This window comes from Duganella alba (assembly GCF_009674495.1).
Lineage (GTDB): Bacteria > Pseudomonadota > Gammaproteobacteria > Burkholderiales > Burkholderiaceae_D > Rugamonas > Rugamonas alba.
Genome location: NZ_WKJN01000030.1, coordinates 26,868 through 43,403, shown reverse-complemented (window position 1 = coordinate 43,403; position 16,536 = coordinate 26,868). Strand labels below are relative to the sequence as shown.

The 16,536-nt window shown below is 63.6% G+C and carries 10 protein-coding genes; 4 read left to right on the top strand and 6 right to left on the bottom strand.

Annotated features, from left to right (window positions below; translation table 11 throughout):
* Positions 1–24 precede the first annotated feature (24 nt).
* Genes GJ695_RS23505 through GJ695_RS23495 form a run of 3 tightly spaced genes read left to right on the top strand, consistent with a single transcriptional unit; the run spans position 25 to position 2,635 of the window.
* Positions 25–888, top strand: a complete 864-nt coding sequence (locus tag GJ695_RS23505; RefSeq protein WP_154369096.1) for an alpha/beta fold hydrolase — start codon at positions 25–27, stop codon at positions 886–888.
* Between the two features lie 14 nt (positions 889–902).
* Entirely contained in the window at positions 903–1,937 is a 1,035-nt protein-coding gene (locus GJ695_RS23500) for a sensor histidine kinase (RefSeq protein ID WP_154369094.1), read from the top strand.
* Positions 1,937–2,635: a LytR/AlgR family response regulator transcription factor gene (locus GJ695_RS23495; protein WP_154369092.1), complete on the top strand. Its 699-nt coding sequence runs from the start codon at positions 1,937–1,939 to the stop codon at positions 2,633–2,635. Before GJ695_RS23500 ends, GJ695_RS23495 begins: the two co-directional genes overlap by 1 nt.
* Here GJ695_RS23495 and GJ695_RS23490 read toward each other — a convergent pair.
* The 6 genes from GJ695_RS23490 to clpS all read right to left on the bottom strand — a co-directional run bounded on the left by GJ695_RS23490 (position 2,630) and on the right by clpS (position 15,948).
* Positions 2,630–3,913: an MFS transporter gene (locus GJ695_RS23490; RefSeq protein WP_154369090.1), complete on the bottom strand. Its 1,284-nt coding sequence runs from the start codon at positions 3,911–3,913 to the stop codon at positions 2,630–2,632. The genes GJ695_RS23495 and GJ695_RS23490 overlap by 6 nt on opposite strands.
* A 46-nt stretch (positions 3,914–3,959) precedes the next feature.
* A complete protein-coding gene (locus GJ695_RS23485) occupies positions 3,960–6,389 on the bottom strand; it encodes an FtsX-like permease family protein (protein ID WP_154369088.1) in 2,430 nt (809 codons plus the stop codon).
* 128 nt (positions 6,390–6,517) lie between these two features.
* Positions 6,518–9,838: a S41 family peptidase gene (locus GJ695_RS23480; RefSeq protein WP_166455311.1), complete on the bottom strand. Its 3,321-nt coding sequence runs from the start codon at positions 9,836–9,838 to the stop codon at positions 6,518–6,520.
* Between the two features lie 114 nt (positions 9,839–9,952).
* Entirely contained in the window at positions 9,953–13,054 is a 3,102-nt protein-coding gene (locus GJ695_RS23475; RefSeq protein WP_154369086.1) for a TonB-dependent receptor, read from the bottom strand.
* Between the two features lie 288 nt (positions 13,055–13,342).
* Positions 13,343–15,649: an ATP-dependent Clp protease ATP-binding subunit ClpA gene (clpA, locus tag GJ695_RS23470; protein WP_154369084.1), complete on the bottom strand. Its 2,307-nt coding sequence runs from the start codon at positions 15,647–15,649 to the stop codon at positions 13,343–13,345.
* Positions 15,646–15,948: an ATP-dependent Clp protease adapter ClpS gene (clpS, locus tag GJ695_RS23465; protein ID WP_154359498.1), complete on the bottom strand. Its 303-nt coding sequence runs from the start codon at positions 15,946–15,948 to the stop codon at positions 15,646–15,648. Before clpS ends, clpA begins: the two co-directional genes overlap by 4 nt.
* 325 nt (positions 15,949–16,273) lie before the next feature.
* On the opposite strand from clpS, the gene cspE reads away from it, so the two are divergent.
* On the top strand, positions 16,274–16,477 hold the full coding sequence (gene cspE, locus GJ695_RS23460) for a transcription antiterminator/RNA stability regulator CspE (protein ID WP_008446468.1): 204 nt from the start codon (positions 16,274–16,276) through the stop codon (positions 16,475–16,477).
* The last annotated feature ends 59 nt before the right edge of the window (positions 16,478–16,536 follow it).

Below are 16,536 nucleotides of genomic sequence, written 5' to 3'. Positions count from 1 at the left end.
ACTTACTCACCAACGGAGAACACCATGCTGATCAAAACCATCGCCGCTGTCGCCGCCACATTGATGCTGGGTCATGCCGCCGCAGCCGACCACCCTGCCTTCAAAGTCGATGTCACCGGTTCCGGCGCGCCGATCATCCTGATTCCCGGCCTGGCGTCGTCCGGCAGCGTGTGGGACGGCACAGTGGCGCACTACTGCGCCAGCGGCAAATACCAGTGCCACGTGCTGACACTGGCCGGTTTCGCAGGCCAGCCCGCCATCAAGGAAGCGCTGCTGCCGGCAGCGGAACAGCAACTGAGCGCCTACATCGCCGACAACAAGTTCAATCACCCCGTCGTCATCGGCCATAGCCTGGGCGGCTATCTGGGCATGAAGCTGGCGGCGGATCACCCTGAACAGGTAGGCAAGCTGGTGATCGTCGACTCGTTGCCGGCGCTGGGCGCCACGCAGGCGCCGAACATCACCCGCGCACAGCTCAAGCAGATGGCCGACGGCATGGCCGCCAGCATGAAGGCGCAGGACGCCGAAACCTTCCGCACCAGCCAGTTACGCACGCTGCGCACCATGATCACGAAACAGGAGGACATCGACCGCGCGCTCAATACCGGCAAGTCGTCGGACCGCGACACCGTCATCAACAGCATGGCGGAGCTGATGGCGGCCGACCTGCGCGATGATGTCAGCCGCATCAAGGCGCCGACGCTGGTGATGGGCACCTGGATCGCCTACAAGGATTATGCGCCGAAGGAAGCCATCACCGCCGTCTACACCACGCAGTATGCCAAGCTGCAGGGCGTGCGCGTGGAGATGGCGGACAACGCCCGCCACTTCATCATGTACGACGATCCAACCTGGATGTATGATCGCATCGATAACTTCCTGAATTGATCGAATTGATCGCCATGACCGAGAAACGCCCCCTGATCGCGCGCCTGAACTGGTACTGGATCTTCCAGCTGGCTGGCTGGGGCTTCCTGCCGCTGTTCTCCTTTGCCATGGGCGCGACCCGCATGCCAGGCCTGATGTGGGTCACCTGCTGGGGCGCAGTGAGCGGCATCATCATCTCCGATGTGTGGCACCGGGCGCTCAAGCGGCGCATCCGCAGCGGCCGGCGCACCGGATGGAAGCTGGTGCTGTGCGCGATCCTGACTCTGGGAACCTTGCACACCGCCGTGCAGTATCTCGGCTACGTCGTGCTGATGCCGTCGACCATGTCGCGCGGGTTAGACTGGCTGCCCGGCGCGCTGCTGTCATGGTGGGCGGTGCACATGGTGTGGAATATCTTCTACATGGCGGTGCTGTCGCTGCGCCGCGCCAACCGCGCGGAGTCGGAAGCGCTGCGGCTGGAAGTCGCCGCCAAGGACGCCGAGCTGCGCGCCTTGCAGGCGCAGGTCAATCCCCACTTCTTCTTCAACAGCATGAACAGTGTGCGCGCGCTGATTTACGAAGAGCCGGATGCGGCGGCGCTGATGATCGACCAGCTGGCCAGCGTGATGCGCTATGCCCTGCAATCAGGCCATCACGACACGGTACCGCTGGCGGCAGAGATCGAGGCGGTGCAGGCCTACCTGTCGATCGAGAAGATCCGCTTCGAGGAACGCATGCGCGTCAGCGTGGAAATCGGCATGGGCCTGGAGCAGGTGCGCATTCCGCCAATGGCCTTGCAGACGCTGGTGGAAAATGCCGTCAAGTACGGCGTCGAGGCCAGTCCCACCGGCAGCGACATTCGCATCCGAGCGGAGCGCATGGACAACGGCGCGGTGCATATCGAGATCGCCAACCTGGGCGCGATTGTGCCGTTTGCGAATTCCACCAAGGTGGGCCTGATCAACACGCGCAAGCGGCTGGCGCTGGCCCTGGGCGAAACCGCGCAGCTGGATTTATCTGAAAACAGTGGCTGGGTACGCGCCACCATGACCTTACCGGAGATTGCCTGATGCGGGCATTACTGATCGACGACGAGCGCCTTGCGCGCGCCGAACTGCGTCGCCTGCTGGCGGCGCATCCTGAAGTGGAAATTGTGGGCGAGGCAGTCAATGCCGCCGACGGCGTGCAGCAGATCGCCGCGCTCAAGCCGGACCTGATCTTCCTCGACGTGCAGATGCCGGGCGGTTCCGGCTTCGACATGCTGGCGTCGCTGGAGGAAGCGCCGGAGGTGATCTTCACCACCGCCTTCGACCAATACGCCTTGCAGGCGTTCGAGGTGAATGCGCTGGACTATCTGCAAAAGCCGATCCAGGCGGCGCGCATGGCGTCGGCCTTGCAGCGCTGTGCGGTGCGGCGCCAGAGCACTACCGCAGCAACCACGCCGAAAAAGCTGTTCATCAAGGACGGCGAGCGATGCTGGTTCGTGGCGGTGCAGGACATCCGCCTGTTTGAATCGGACGGCAACTATACCCGCGTGTACTTCGAACGCCAGCAGCCGCTGATGCTGCGCTCACTGAACCAGTTGGAAGAAAAACTCGATCCGCAGCACTTCTTCCGCGCCAACCGCCGTCACATCATTAACCTCGATTACGTCGAACAGGTGGAGCCGAATGATGCCGGCGGCCTGGATCTGACATTGCGCGACCAGTTGCAGGTGGAAGTTTCCCGCCGCCGCGCCGCGCAATTCAAGGCGCTGACCAGCCTATAGTTCGGGAATCGGCCGTACCACCAGGTAGCGGTACGACATGGCCCCGAGGAAGGCGATACCGGCGCCGGTCAGCAGCGCCGGCACGAAGGACCAGGACTGCGCGATATAGCCCATCAACACCGGCGCCAGCGCGCCTCCAAGGAAGCCGCCGAAATTCTGCAGCGCGCCCAGCGAGGCGATGCGGCTCGGCGGCGCCGCCACCGTCGCCAGCGACCAGGCGCAGGCCGACGAGGCATTGGCCAGGAAGATGACGATGGAGATACAGGCCACCGCCACCACATTACTATCGACCAGCGCCGCCGGAATCGTGAACGCCACCATGCCCAGCGTGGACACCACCACCGCGTTGCGGCGGCCGAGCAGGGGCGACGCCGCGCCTTGCGCCACACGGTCCGAAGCCCATCCGGCGACCAGCGCGCCGGCAAAGCCGCACATGAACGGAATGGCGGCGGCGATGCCGACGTGGGCAAACTCCATGTGCCGCTCGGTGCGCAAATAGCCCGGCAGCCAGGTGAGATAAACCCAGTTGAGGTACACCGAACCGAAGAAGCCCAGCATCATGCCCCACGTGGTGCGATAGCGGAACAGCGCCAGCCACGATGTCGATGCGGCTTTCGGCGCAGCGTCGCGCGACGCTTCCACTTCCAGATAGGCGCGTTCCTCCTCGCTCATTTTCTGATGCACCGGATCGCGGTACAGCACCAGCCAGACCACCGCCGCCACCAGTCCCATCGCACCGGTAGCGAAGAAGGCCCAGTGCCAGCTGGTCGCGGCGATCAGCGGCGGCAGGCACAGAGGCGCCAGCGCCACGCCGAGCGGCGATGCCGAGTTGAAGATGCCGGTCGGCGTGCCGCGCGCGCGGACCGGAAACCAGTTGCTGACCACCCGCGCCGCCGACGGAAACTGCGGCGCCTCGCCGATGCCCAGCGCTATGCGTGCGATGACGAACCAGCCGAAGGTCGAAGCCAATCCGCCGGCCGCCTGCGCCACCGACCATACCACCAGGCCTATGCCGAGCAGCCAGCGCGGCCCTATGCGGTCCACCAGCGCGCCAACTGGCAGCTGGCACAAGGCGTAGCTCCAGGAGAAGGCCGACAGCAGCAAGCCCATTTGGCCCAGCGACAGGCCCAGATCGGCGCGGATGTATTCGTTGGCCACCGCCAGCGTGGCGCGATCCAGGTAGTTGATGACGCCACAGACCACCAGCAGTACAAGGGCCAAGGTCTGGCGGCGGCGGATGTGGGAAGAAGGTTTTACGTTTGTCGTTATATTTATCATTTGGCGACATTGTACGACAGCTCCAAAGTACGACATCGCCAAAAGGTCAACTACGCAGCGCCTCCACCGGCGACAGGCGCATGGCCAGCCACGCGTGGCGGCTGATGGCGCTGAGCGCGATCACCAGGGTCAGCGCCAGCGCGAACAGCAAGGTCCAGTAGCCGACCGGCGCGTGTTCGACATAGCCGGCCAGGTAGCGCTGGATGGCGATCGCCGCCAGCGGCAGACCGATCGCGGCGGCGATCAGTATCAGCGTACCGATCTCGCGCAGCACCAGCAGGCCGATGTCGCCGCGCCGCGCGCCGTGCAGCTTGCGCAACACGATTTCCCTGGCGCGGCGCTGCACGGTGTTGGCGGACAAAACGTAGGTGCCGACGCCGGCGATGATCAGCGCCAGGCAGGTGGCGCTGGCCAGCAGTTTGGCCATGCGCGCGTCCTCGGCGTAGTTCACGGCCAGTACCTCGTCGGCGCGGTGCATGCGCAGCAGCGATTCGGGGAAGTAGCGCGGCCACAGTTCGCGCACCGCGCGCTCGACGTCCGCCATCGGCCCGTGCACGCGCACGGTCAGCGAGGCGCCGGCGGTACGCAATTCATAGGCGGTGGCGCGCGGCGCTTCGCGCAGCGAGCGGAAACGCAATTCGGGAGCGATCCCGACGATGGTCTTGCGGATGGTCTTGTTGTCGAAGCCCGTGAACAATACCGTTTCGCCCACCGACGACTGCGGCGACGCGAAGCCAAGCGCGCGCGCGGCGATGGCGTTGATCACCACCGGCACAAGGTCATCGTCGGCATCCACGCCGCGCTGGAACAGGCGCCCTGCCACCGGCTGGATGCGCAACTGCTCGAAGAAGTTCGTGCTGACCGATTTCATCTCCATGGTCGCCGCCTGGCCGCCGGGACGTTGCAGGTCGCGCGACCAGCTCCAGTCCAGACGTCCGACCGGATCGTCCGACACCGCCACGCCGTCCACGCCGGTCTGCGCCGACAGCGCGGTATAGAATCCATGCGCCGTTGGGCTGTCCTTGACGCGCTCAGGCATGTCGACCACCAGCAGCGGCGACGGATCGAAACCGGGCGACGAGGTCAGCGCGTAATGGGTTTGCCAGGCGATGGCGATGCTGACGCCGGCCAGGCCCATGGCCGCCGCGATCTGTATCACTGTCAGCACGCGCCGCAACCGCATGCTGGCGCCGGACTCGGTGCCGGGACGGCCGGCAAGCACCTGCGTTGGATGCACCCGCAGCGCAATCACGGCGGGATAGATCGCGCTTACCACGCCGAGCAAGGCGCCGATGCCGAAGGACGCGGCGATATTCGACGCCGTGAACAGGTCGTCCAGCTGGCGGTTGACCAGCTCCGAAAACATCGGCAACGCCAGCCAGGCCAGCAGCAATCCCAGCGCCGTGGCCAGCATCGACACCAGCAGCGACTCCAGCATGAACTGCAACGCCAATTGCGGCAGGCCGGCGCCCAGCACCTTGCGCATCGCCACCTCTCGCTGGCGGCGCAGCACGCGCACCGTGGCCAGGTTGACGTAGTTGATCGCCGCCAGCACCAGTATCAGCACGGCGATGGCGGCCAGTCCGGCGATCACCACCGGATCGCCACGGTCGCCCACCAGCGCGATGGTGCTGCGCAGGTTCTGGGTGAAGTAGGCGTCGCGCAGCGGCGACAGGGAGATGTCCATGGTCTTGCGCTTGCCCAGGCGCGCCATTACCTCGGCGGGAAAGCTTTGCACGCTGGGCGTGTGGTCCACCACCTGTTGCAGGCTGTCGGTCAGCGCGGAGATCGAGGTGCCGGGACGGACGCGGATCAGTATCTTGCCGATCCATCCGTGTTCGCCGGTCATCATCTCGTGGCGCACCTCTTCGGCGAAGGTGGAGTTCACGCCGAACAGCATCTCGAACGGGATGGTGGTGTTCGACGGCGGCGTGGCGACGACAGCGCCCACCTGCTGCGGCTTGCCCTCCATGTGGACGATACGGCCCACCACGTCGGCGGTGCCGAAGTAGCGCAGCGCCGTCGCCTCGGTCAGCACGATGCGGTCGGGACGTTCCAGCGCACCAGGCAGATCGCCGTACAGCGCGCGCAGACCGAGTATCCGTTCAAAGCCCGGCAGCACGACCAACGCGCGCACGCGCAGCATCTTGCGGTCGATACGGACCGCGATCGGCATGACCTCTTCGCGCGCAGGAATGTAGGTCGTGGCATCGACCACGCCGGGCATCTTCAGCGCCGCATTCCGCAGGAACATCGGCGCCAGGTCGTACAGCGGCTCGGTGGGATCGACATTGAAGCGGTGGCGGACGACGTAGATATTGTCCACGTCCGGCACGGAGGCGTCGTACTCCAGCGAGTAGCGCACGAAGCCAAGCAGCAGCAGGCACGCCGCCAGGCCCGCGCTCAGTCCGAGCATGACCGCCAGCGTGTACGCCGGTTCCTGTATCAGTGTGCGCCAGCCGATGCGAAAATCCATGTGTGTCCCGTTTGTTGTGAGTTTGCCAGCTCAGATTGCAAACTCCGTGCCACATGGATTCATGCGCTCGCGGCGGCGCGGTGTGCGGAAATGAACGCTATCGAACACTGGCGCGCCAACACCGCTGTTCACTTCCGGACATTCAGGCCAGGGATCACCTGCGGCGTGTACGGCCTGACCGGCTGCTCCTTCAGCTTTTTGTCCAGCAGTTCCAGCGCCACTTCCAGCTGGCGGTCCTGGCCCTGGTAGGTGGCGTGCGGCGGATTGTCCACCACCACGTCCGGCGTCACGCCCACGCCTTCAATCAGCCACTGGCCGTCTTCGGCGTGGAACTGCCCCATCTGCGCCACGCGCGCCATGCCGTTGTCGCTCAGGCGGTTGTTATCGCTGAGCCAGACGCCGGCGCCGGCGGTGCGCTTGCCGACCAGCGGCGCCAGTCCCAGCGACTTGATGCCGGCGGCGAAGGTCTCGCCGTCCGAATAGGTGTATTCATCCACCAGCACCACCAGGTGACCACGGAAGGTGTTCTGCATGTTCGGCGACGGCGCCACGCCCGGCGGCGCCCAGAACGCCCACGCCTTGCGCAGCAGCTTCTCGATGATCCAGCTGTCGATGTTGCCGCCGTTGTTGCGGCGGACGTCGATGATCAGGCCTTCGCGGTTGACGTTGGCGTAGAAGTCGCGCGCGAACGAGGCGATGTCCGCCGGTCCCATGGCGCGCAGATGCAGGTAGCCGATGCGCCCCCTGGATGCTGCTTCCACCTGGCGGGCACGCGATTGCTCCCAGTCGCTGTAGCGCAGGCCGAACTGCCTGGTCATGTTCACCGGCAGCACGATGACAGGACGGGTGTCGTTCTTGCGCTTCACCTGCAGCAGCACCTGCTTGTCGGCCTGGTTCAGCAGCAGGTCGGCGATGTCGCGCGCCTCCAGCACCGGCTTGCCGTTGACGGCGGTGATGATGTCGCCCTCCTTCACGTCCACGCCGGCTTGCGCCAGCGGGCCGCGTTGCGAAGGCAGTTCCGGTTCGCTGGCGTAGATGTGATCGACGCGATAGCCGTCGGCGGTCCGCGTCAGCAGCGCGCCCAGGCCGGCCGGCGTGCCTTCCGGCGTCGGCTTGCGGATGTCGCCAGGACGGATCTGCGAGTGCAGCGCGCCGACTTCGCTGATCATCATGCCCAGCACATCGTCCAGCTCCGCGCGGTCGGTCACGCGGTCCACCAGCGGCGCGTACTTGGCGCGCACGGCCGGCCAGTCGGCGCCGCGCATCTTGACGTCGTACAGGAAGTCACGGTGCATGCGCCAGGCGTCGTTGAACATCTGCTTCCATTCCAGGCGCGGATTGGAGGTGAAGGTCCAGTCGTCCACCTTGACCTTGGCCTTGCTGGTGTCCGTCGGCGCCTTGGCGCCCGCTTCCACCACCAGCATGTCGCCCGGACCGTTGGCGGCGATGGTGCGGTAGTAGAGATGCTTGCGGTCGGCGGACAGGTCGAACTCGCGCACATTGGCCGCGAACACTTCCGCCTTCGGATCGTTGCTGGCGGTGGCCAGCGTTTTCAGCGCGGCCTTGCCATCGGCGCCGTCGGCGTCGATGAAGTACAGGCGCTTGTCGTCGATCTGCAGGCCGCTGTAATTACCCGGCGGCAGATGCACTTCGTACAGGCGCTCGGCCAGGCCGGCGTAGACGATGGCCGGCAGCGCCTTGCCTGCAGGCTTGGGCGCGGCCTTGGCCACGGCTTTTTCCGCCGCCTTCTCGGCCGCCTGCTCGGTGGCGCCTTCGGCCGGTTTGTCGGCCGGCTTGCTCAGTTCATCGTCCGGCTTGAACGGGAAGCGGTTTTCCGGTTGCAGCGCCAGCGCGTAGATGCCGGTGCGCTTGTCGAACACGGGGCCCATGTTGCGGTCGCCCCATGGCGAGCCGTTGGCCAGCGTGAAGTTACGGGCCGACAGGAAGTACAGCCATTTGCCGTCCGGCGAAAACACCGGCGAACGCGAGGTATAACGGTCGCTGGTGACGAAGTTCAGCTGCCTTGTGTCGAGGTTGAACAGGCCGATCTGCTCGCGCTGCTCGGTGCTGCCGGCGCGGACCAGCGCCAGGTTCCTGCTGTCCGGCGACCAGAGAATTTCCTCGTACTCGCCGGCGCCGGACTTGCCGGCATCGTCGATGATGGTGTTGGCCTTGGTGGCCAGGTCCAGCAGCCAGAAGCGGCCCTTTTTGTCGGTGTGGCCGAGCCAGCGGCCGTCCGGCGACGGGTACAGCTTCCAGCGGTGGTTGGTGCCGTCCCTGGTCAACTGCTCGCCCTTGCCGGAACCATCGGCGGCGAATTTCCAGATTTCGTTTTCGCCGGTGGTGTCGACGATGGCGTAGATGGATTTGTCGTCGTGACTGAACACTGCTTCACGCGCGCGCGAGCCTTCCGGAATGGCGATTTCCACGCGGCGCTGCACGCCGGTGCCGGCCACGCTGACGCGGCCGCGCGCGGTCAGCACCAGGCGCTCGAACTTGCCGGCGATCTGCACATTGGTCAGGCTTTCCAGCGGCGAGCGGATCTGGCGCGCGCGCTGCTGGTCGAAGTCCGACACCAGGCTGACGGCCAGCTGTTCATCCTTGTTGCTGGCCAGGTCCAGCACGTGCAGGTCGGCGCCCAGCTGGTAGGCGATGCGGCCGTCGCCCATGGCGGCGTTGCGCACGTCCCAGTCGGCGTATTGGGTCAGCTGGCGCGGATCGCTGCCGTCGGCGGCCATGGTCCACAGATTGTCCGAACCGCCACGGTCGCTGATGAAGTACAGGCGGCCCTGCCACCACATCGGACGCTTGTTGTTGCCGGTGTCGGCGGCCAGCAGTTGCACCGCTTCGCCGTTGCCGCCGACGTCGTAGCGCCACAGCTGCGCGGTGGCGCCGCCGCGATACAGCTTGACGTTGTCGTTGGTCAGCGCCAGACCATTGCGGGTGAAGTACAGCGTCTTGCCGGCGTCGTCGAGCACGGCGTCGTTGGCGTCGGCCAGCGGGAAGATGCGGCGTTGCAGCGTGTCCGGCTGGACGGCGGCGATGACGAAGCTGCGCCCCGGCCCGGTGCCGCCCGCCATGCTGACCAGCACCTCGCCCTGCGCGCTCCAGCCCAGCACCGAGACGGCGCCGTTTTCAAACGTGATGCGCTTGGGCAGGCCGCCGGCCAGCGGCATCACGTAGGCTTCCTGCGCGCCTTCGTAGGCAGCCGAGAAGGCCACCCATTGGCCGTCGCGCGAGATGGCGGCGTTGGTCTCGGCCGCCGGATGCGTGGTCAGGCGCTGGGCCTGGCCGCCATGGACGCCGGTGCGCCACAGGTCGCCCTCGGCGGTGAACACCACGCTGTCGCCGCGGATGGCAGGATAGCGGTAGTAGGCATCGGCGGCGACGGCGGACGACAGCAGGCCGGCGGACATCAGCATCAGGGCAAGTCGGCGGGACAGGTTCATGGGCCAGTGTCAAAGGTTGTCGTATGGATCGGCAATTTTGGCACAGCTTGGACAGACGGTGAAAAAAAACCCGCGCCATCGGCATGGCGCGGGTTCAAAGCGACACAGCGGCGCTTAGAAGCGGTGGTTGTATTCCACCGTGAAGCGGGCGCTGCGCGGCGCCGTGTAGCCCAGGAACGGACCAGGCGTGCCGTAGGTCGGCGAGATGCTGTAGTCCTGGTTGTTGTACTGCTGGTCGATCTGCTGCACGGTCTGCTTGTTGAAGACGTTGAACACGTCGATCTTGAAAGCCATGCCTTTCAGCTGCTCAGGCTTGTAGACCACGTCCATGTCGAAGCGGATGTCCCATGGCAGACGGCCGGCGGAGCCCTGCGGCGACGGCGTGGTCGACGTGGCGTTGTTGTTGCAGTAGTGGTAGGCCGAACCGTAGTCAGGGAAGCCAGGATCGGCATCCACCAGCGGACCAGGATAGTTACCCAGGCAGGTGATCGGCTGACCGGAGGCGATCAGGGCATTGCCGCCCACCGACCACTGCTTCGAGATCTCCCACACGCCGAAAGCCTTGATCTGGTGCTTGCGATCATTAGGCAGCAGGCCGTTGGCGTTCTCCATGATCTCGCGGTGATCCCAGGTCTCGGTCGCGGCGACGTCGGTCTGCGCCACGGCGGACAGGGTCTGGCCCTCGGTATTGCCCTTGCTGCGCGCCAGCGTGTAGTTGATGCGGCCATACCAGCCGTTGCGCATCGGGTGCTCGGCGAAGAAGTCCAGCGCCGCGTAGGTGCGGGTGGCCTCCTCGAAGCCCATGTCCTTGGCGGTCAGCGTCACCTTGGTCAGGTTGGTGCCGGTGCCGGCGAAGTCCACCAGGAAGGTGTTGTCGCGGCCAGGATTGATCGATGCGCACATGAAGCCGCCCCAGTTCGATTCATCGACGCCATGCGCCGTCGCCCAGGTGTCGAACGGACGCTGGTCGCAGAAGTCATCGATGGTCGATTTCAGCTTGCGGTAGGTGGCCTTGACGCCGAAGTTCAGGTCAGGCGACCAGGCTTTCTCAAAGCCGATGGTGGCCTCGTCCTGGTAGCTCGGCTTCAGGTCCTGCGCCGCCACGGTCTGGTACAGCTTCGGCTGGCCGAACTCGTTGTCTGACGAGGTGACCGGGGTCAGCTGCGTCAGGCCGGTCGGCGCGCCGTTCTTGTCGACGCCGGTGTAGGTGAAGTATTGCTGCGTCAGGGTGGAGACCGAGGCGCCGCGCACCGCCACATGGGTCGGGATCTGGATCGAATAGCGGCCGGCGCTGCCGTACACTTTCAGCGACGAGTCGCCGTTGGCGTCCCACACCGCGTTGAAGCGCGGGTTGAGCTGGTTCTTCACTTCCAGGAAGGATTGGCCCAGGCCGTTCTTGTTCTTGTACTGCTCGTCACGCAAGCCCAGGGTCACCAGCACGTCCTTGCTGACCTGCCACTGGTCTTCCAGGTACTGCGCCGACTGGTCGGAGAAGGCCGCCGTGATGTCGCTGAAGATGCGCTTGCTGACATAGTAGCCCTGGGTGCCGAGGCCGCCGCCGGAAGAAACGATGGCCTTGTACCCGTTGAGCGAAATCGGCACGTCCGGGGTCTGGGTGCTGTCATACACCCAGCTGTTGCCGCCGGCCTGCACTTCGCCAGCGCCGAACGACGACAGCTTGTTGTTGTCGAAACCGGCGCGCAGCTTGTGGTTGTTCAGCTTGTATTCGACGTCGAAGCGCGCCGAGGTCACTTCGTCATACGAGCTTGGCGCGGCGATGCGGCCGGAATACGGCTGATTGCTCGGGTAGTCGATGCCCGGCGCATGGCCGACCGAGGTGACGTTGATCTCCGGCATGGTGGGATCGTAGCCACCCAGCGACGACACGTGGCTGGTGTGCATGCGGCCGTACAGGGCGTTGACGGTCAGGTCGTCGGTCCAGTTGCCGGTGTACTTCAGGATGTTGGTGCGGGCGCCGGTGGTCGGCGTTTTGTTGGCGATGCTCTCGTAGTGGGCGTTGGCGCTGACCACGCCATTGCGCGTGCCGCTGCCGTAGTCAAAGCCCGACAGTTGCTCGTCGGTCTCCGGCTTGTCGCCGATCGAGGTCCACTCCAGACGGTGGTTGTCGGTGATGTTCCAGTCGAACTTGGCCATGTAGCGGGTGGTCTTGTTCTGATCCTGCTGCCAGCCATTCTGCGACAGCGAGGAGGAATCGACCGTTTGCGCCACGCTGCCGCGGTCCTGCTTGGTCTGCTCGGCAGCGATGAACATGAACAGCTTGTCCTCGATGATCGGACCGCCGACATACGCGCCATATTTCTTGGTGGTGTCGGTGTTGAAGCGGTTGATGGCGTAGATGGTGCCGTCGGTACCCTTGACGAACGTGCCGTCGGCGGTCGTGTGGTCCATATTGGCCGGATCGCCGGTGTGGCCGTAGTACACATCCTTCTGCTTGGCGCGCATCGAGTTCGGCTCGATGCTGTACTGGGCGCCGGCCTCCCAGGTGTTGGTGCCGCTCTTGGTGGTGATGTTGACCACGCCACCGACCGAACGGCCGAACTCGGCGCCGAAGCCGCCGGTCAGCACCTGCGCCTGCGCGATCGCGCCGAACGGCAGTTCCGAGGCGCCCAGCTGGGTCAGCGGATTGGTGACCGGGAAGCCGTTGATGTAGTAGGCATTTTCGGAAGCGCCGCCGCCGCCGAAGGAGGCGCCGGCCGCGTAGCGCGGGTCGGCGCGGGTGGTGTTCGGCGCCAGCTGGACGATCGCATCGACGCTTTGCGCAATCGGCAGGGACGCCAGTTCCTTGGCGGTGAAGCTGGCGCCGTTGTTGGCGTTGGAGACGTCGATGCGGGTGCGGCGACCGCTCACCTGCACCGATTGCACATTGCCGAACGAGGCTTCCACCCCGCGGCCCACCAGCACATCTACCTCGACCGTGTTGACGGTGGCGCCGTCTTTCAGCATGTCGATCTTGTAGTGGCCGATCGGCATGGCGGTGGCGTTGTAGCGGCCGTCAGGCCCCGGCGTCACCGTGCGTTTCAGCCCAGTATCGGTATTAACCATCTGCACGGTGATGCCGGCCGGTGTTTCAATCCGGCCGTAAATATTGCCCGAAGCATTGGATTGCGCCATTGCGTTCGGAACCAGGACAGCGCTGGTCGCCAGCGTGGCAAACGCCAGCGTCAGCGTGCGTGCCAATACAGTCTTTCTCAACATGGATGTGTTACTCCCGATTCTTTTTTGTTGAATGACCGCCTCTATGTGTCGCGGGCGGATTGTGTTGCCAGACTTGTATAGACTGGAACTCAACCATAGTCAGTCATGCATGTTGCGAAGTAAACATTGCCAAAGTATGCACTTGGATACATGCAACGGTGGATAATTACACTGCGTTACAGCCCGCATCATGTACATACATCCCCGTTACAGCTGTTAGTCAATGTAAAGAACAACGGCGAAAAAAAACCCGCGACGAGCGCGGGTTTTGGGGGGAGCGATGGCAGCTTACTCGACTTCGACCGTTTCCGGTGGCGGCGCCGGTGCGGCGTCCGGCGGTTCCGGGAACTCCAGCTTGACGTTGTCCTTCTCGTCCAGATCCACGGTGACCTTGCCGCCGGTGACCAGGCGGCCGAACAGCAGCTCGTCGGCCAGCGCCTTGCGGATCATGTCCTGGATCAGGCGCGACATCGGACGCGCGCCCATCAGCGGGTCGAACCCTTTCTTCGCCAGGAAAGCACGCAGCTTCTCGGTGAAGATCGCTTCGACTTTCTTCTCGTGCAACTGCTCTTCCAGCTGCATCAGGAACTTGTCGACCACGCGCAGGATGATTTCCTCGTCCAGCGCACGGAAGCTGATGATCGCATCCAGACGGTTGCGGAACTCCGGCGTGAACATGCGCTTGATGTCGCCCATTTCGTCGCCGGCCTGCTTGGTGTTGGTGAAACCGATCGACGACTTCTGCAGGCTCTCGGCGCCCGCGTTGGTGGTCATGATGATGATCACGTTGCGGAAGTCGGCCTTGCGTCCGTTGTTGTCGGTCAGCGTGCCGTGGTCCATCACCTGCAGCAGGATGTTGAAGATGTCCGGATGGGCTTTTTCAATCTCATCGAGCAGCAGCACCGTGTGCGGTTTCTTGGTGATGGCTTCGGTCAGCAGGCCGCCCTGGTCGAAACCAACGTAGCCCGGCGGCGCGCCGATCAGGCGCGACACGGCGTGACGCTCCATGTATTCCGACATGTCGAAGCGCACCAGCTCGACGCCGAGGATGAAGGCCAGCTGTTTCGCCACCTCGGTCTTGCCGACGCCGGTCGGACCGGAGAACAGGAAGGAGCCGATCGGCTTGTCGGTCTTGCCCAGGCCGGCGCGCGCCATCTTGATCGCCGACGCCAGCGCTTCGATCGCCGGATCCTGGCCGAACACCACGTTGCGCAGGTCGCGGTCGATGGTCTGCAGCTTGCTGCGGTCGTCCTGGTTGACGGTCTGCGGCGGGATGCGCGCGATCTTGGAGATGATGTCCTCGATCTCGGTCTTGCCGATGGTTTTCTTCTGCTTCGACTTCGGCAGGATGCGTTGCGCCGCACCGGCTTCGTCGATGACGTCGATGGCCTTGTCCGGCAGGTGGCGGTCGTTGATGAAGCGCGCCGCCAGTTCGGCCGCGGTCGACAGCGCCGACGACGAGTATTTCACGCCGTGGTGCTCTTCGAAGCGCGACTTCAGGCCGCGCAGGATCTGCACGGTCTGCTCGACGGTCGGTTCATTGACGTCCACTTTCTGGAAGCGGCGGCTCAACGCGTGGTCCTTCTCGAACACGCCACGGAATTCGGTGTAGGTGGTCGCGCCGACGCACTTCAGCTGGCCGTTGGCCAACGCTGGCTTGAGCAGGTTGGACGCGTCCAGCGTGCCGCCCGAGGCCGAGCCGGCGCCGATGATGGTGTGGATCTCGTCGATGAACAGGATGCCGTTCGGGTTGTCCTTCAATTGCTTGAGGACGGCCTTGAGGCGCTGTTCGAAGTCGCCGCGGTACTTGGTGCCGGCCAGCAGCGCGCCCATGTCCAGCGAATACACCACGGCATTCTGCAGGATTTCCGGCACGTCGCCTTGCGTGATGCGGTAGGCCAGGCCTTCGGCGATGGCGGTCTTGCCGACGCCGGCTTCGCCCACCAGCAGCGGATTGTTCTTGCGGCGGCGGCACAGGATCTGGATCACGCGGTCGACCTCGTCCTCGCGGCCGATCAGCGGATCGATCTTGCCGTCGGCGGCCGACTTGTTGAGGTTCTGGGTGAACTGGTCGAGCGGGCTTTCCTTGGTCTGGCCTTCGCCGCCCGGTGCGCCCTCTTCCACGCCTTCCGACGCCTTGGCGGTGTCGGTCTGCTGGTCCTTGCGCACGCCGTGCGAAATGAAGTTGACCACGTCGAGACGGGTCACGCCCTGCTGGTGCAGGTAGTACACCGCGTGCGAGTCTTTTTCGCCGAAGATGGCCACCAGCACGTTGGCGCCGGTGACTTCCTTCTTGCCATTCGAGGCCGACTGGACATGCATGATGGCGCGCTGGATCACGCGCTGGAAACCGAGCGTCGGCTGGGTATCGACCTCACCCGTGCCAGGCACGGTCGGGGTGTTATCACCAATAAAATTGGTCAGGGTTTTGCGCAGATCTTCAATGTTGACGGCGCATGCACGCAACACTTCGGCAGCCGAAGGGTTGTCAAGCAAGGCCAGCAGCAAGTGCTCCACCGTGATGAATTCGTGGCGCGCCTGTCGGGCTTCGACAAACGCCATGTGCAAACTTACTTCCAATTCCTGCGCAATCATACTTCCTCCATCACGCACTGCAGGGGGTGGCCTGCCTTGCGCGCATGCGTTAAAACGAACTCCACTTTGGTACAGGCTATATCTTTTGAGAACACGCCGCACACTCCTTTGCCATAGCGGTGAACACTGAGCATTATTTGCGTGGCTGTTTCACGGTCTTTATTGAAATACTCCTGGATCACGGCGACCACGAATTCCATCGGGGTGTAGTCGTCATTCAGCAACGCCACTTGATACAGGGGTGGCGGTTTCAGCGCTTGCCTTTCCAGGACGGTATCGGTGTCATGCTTGGTTGCCATACGCTTATATTCTAATGCTTTCGGGGTTGATGCAATGTGCATTTCGCTGCACATATCCAATTGTTTTCCATCTTACGCGTTTTCTGAACTTGACGCAGATGGCGCCCTATTCCGCAAAATCAAGAGTTGCAAATTCACCCATCGTGGGAAAAGTAGCAAAATGCATACAAATCTGCTTGACTTTCAAATTTGGTCCGCTAACAATGCGTTTATCGGCTCCGTACAGAAATGTACATGTTGATAAGAAGTGGGCGTGAGGAGAGGGGCAGGAAGCTTCTTGCTTTTATGGCTCGTGTGATCCGTTTTAATTTTGAAAGTTCTTTTTATGGCAACAGGTACTGTTAAGTGGTTCAATGATTCCAAAGGCTTTGGCTTCATCACTCCTGATGACGGCGGTGAAGATTTGTTCGCTCACTTCTCCGCAATCAACATGAACGGTTTTAAGACCCTCAAAGAAGGTCAAAAAGTCCAGTTCGAAGTCACGCAAGGCCCTAAAGGCAAGCAAGCTTCCAACATCCAGTCCGCTTAATTTTTTAAGCCGCAGATGTGAAAAACCTCGCGCTGCGAGGTTTTTTTTCGTCCGGCGCT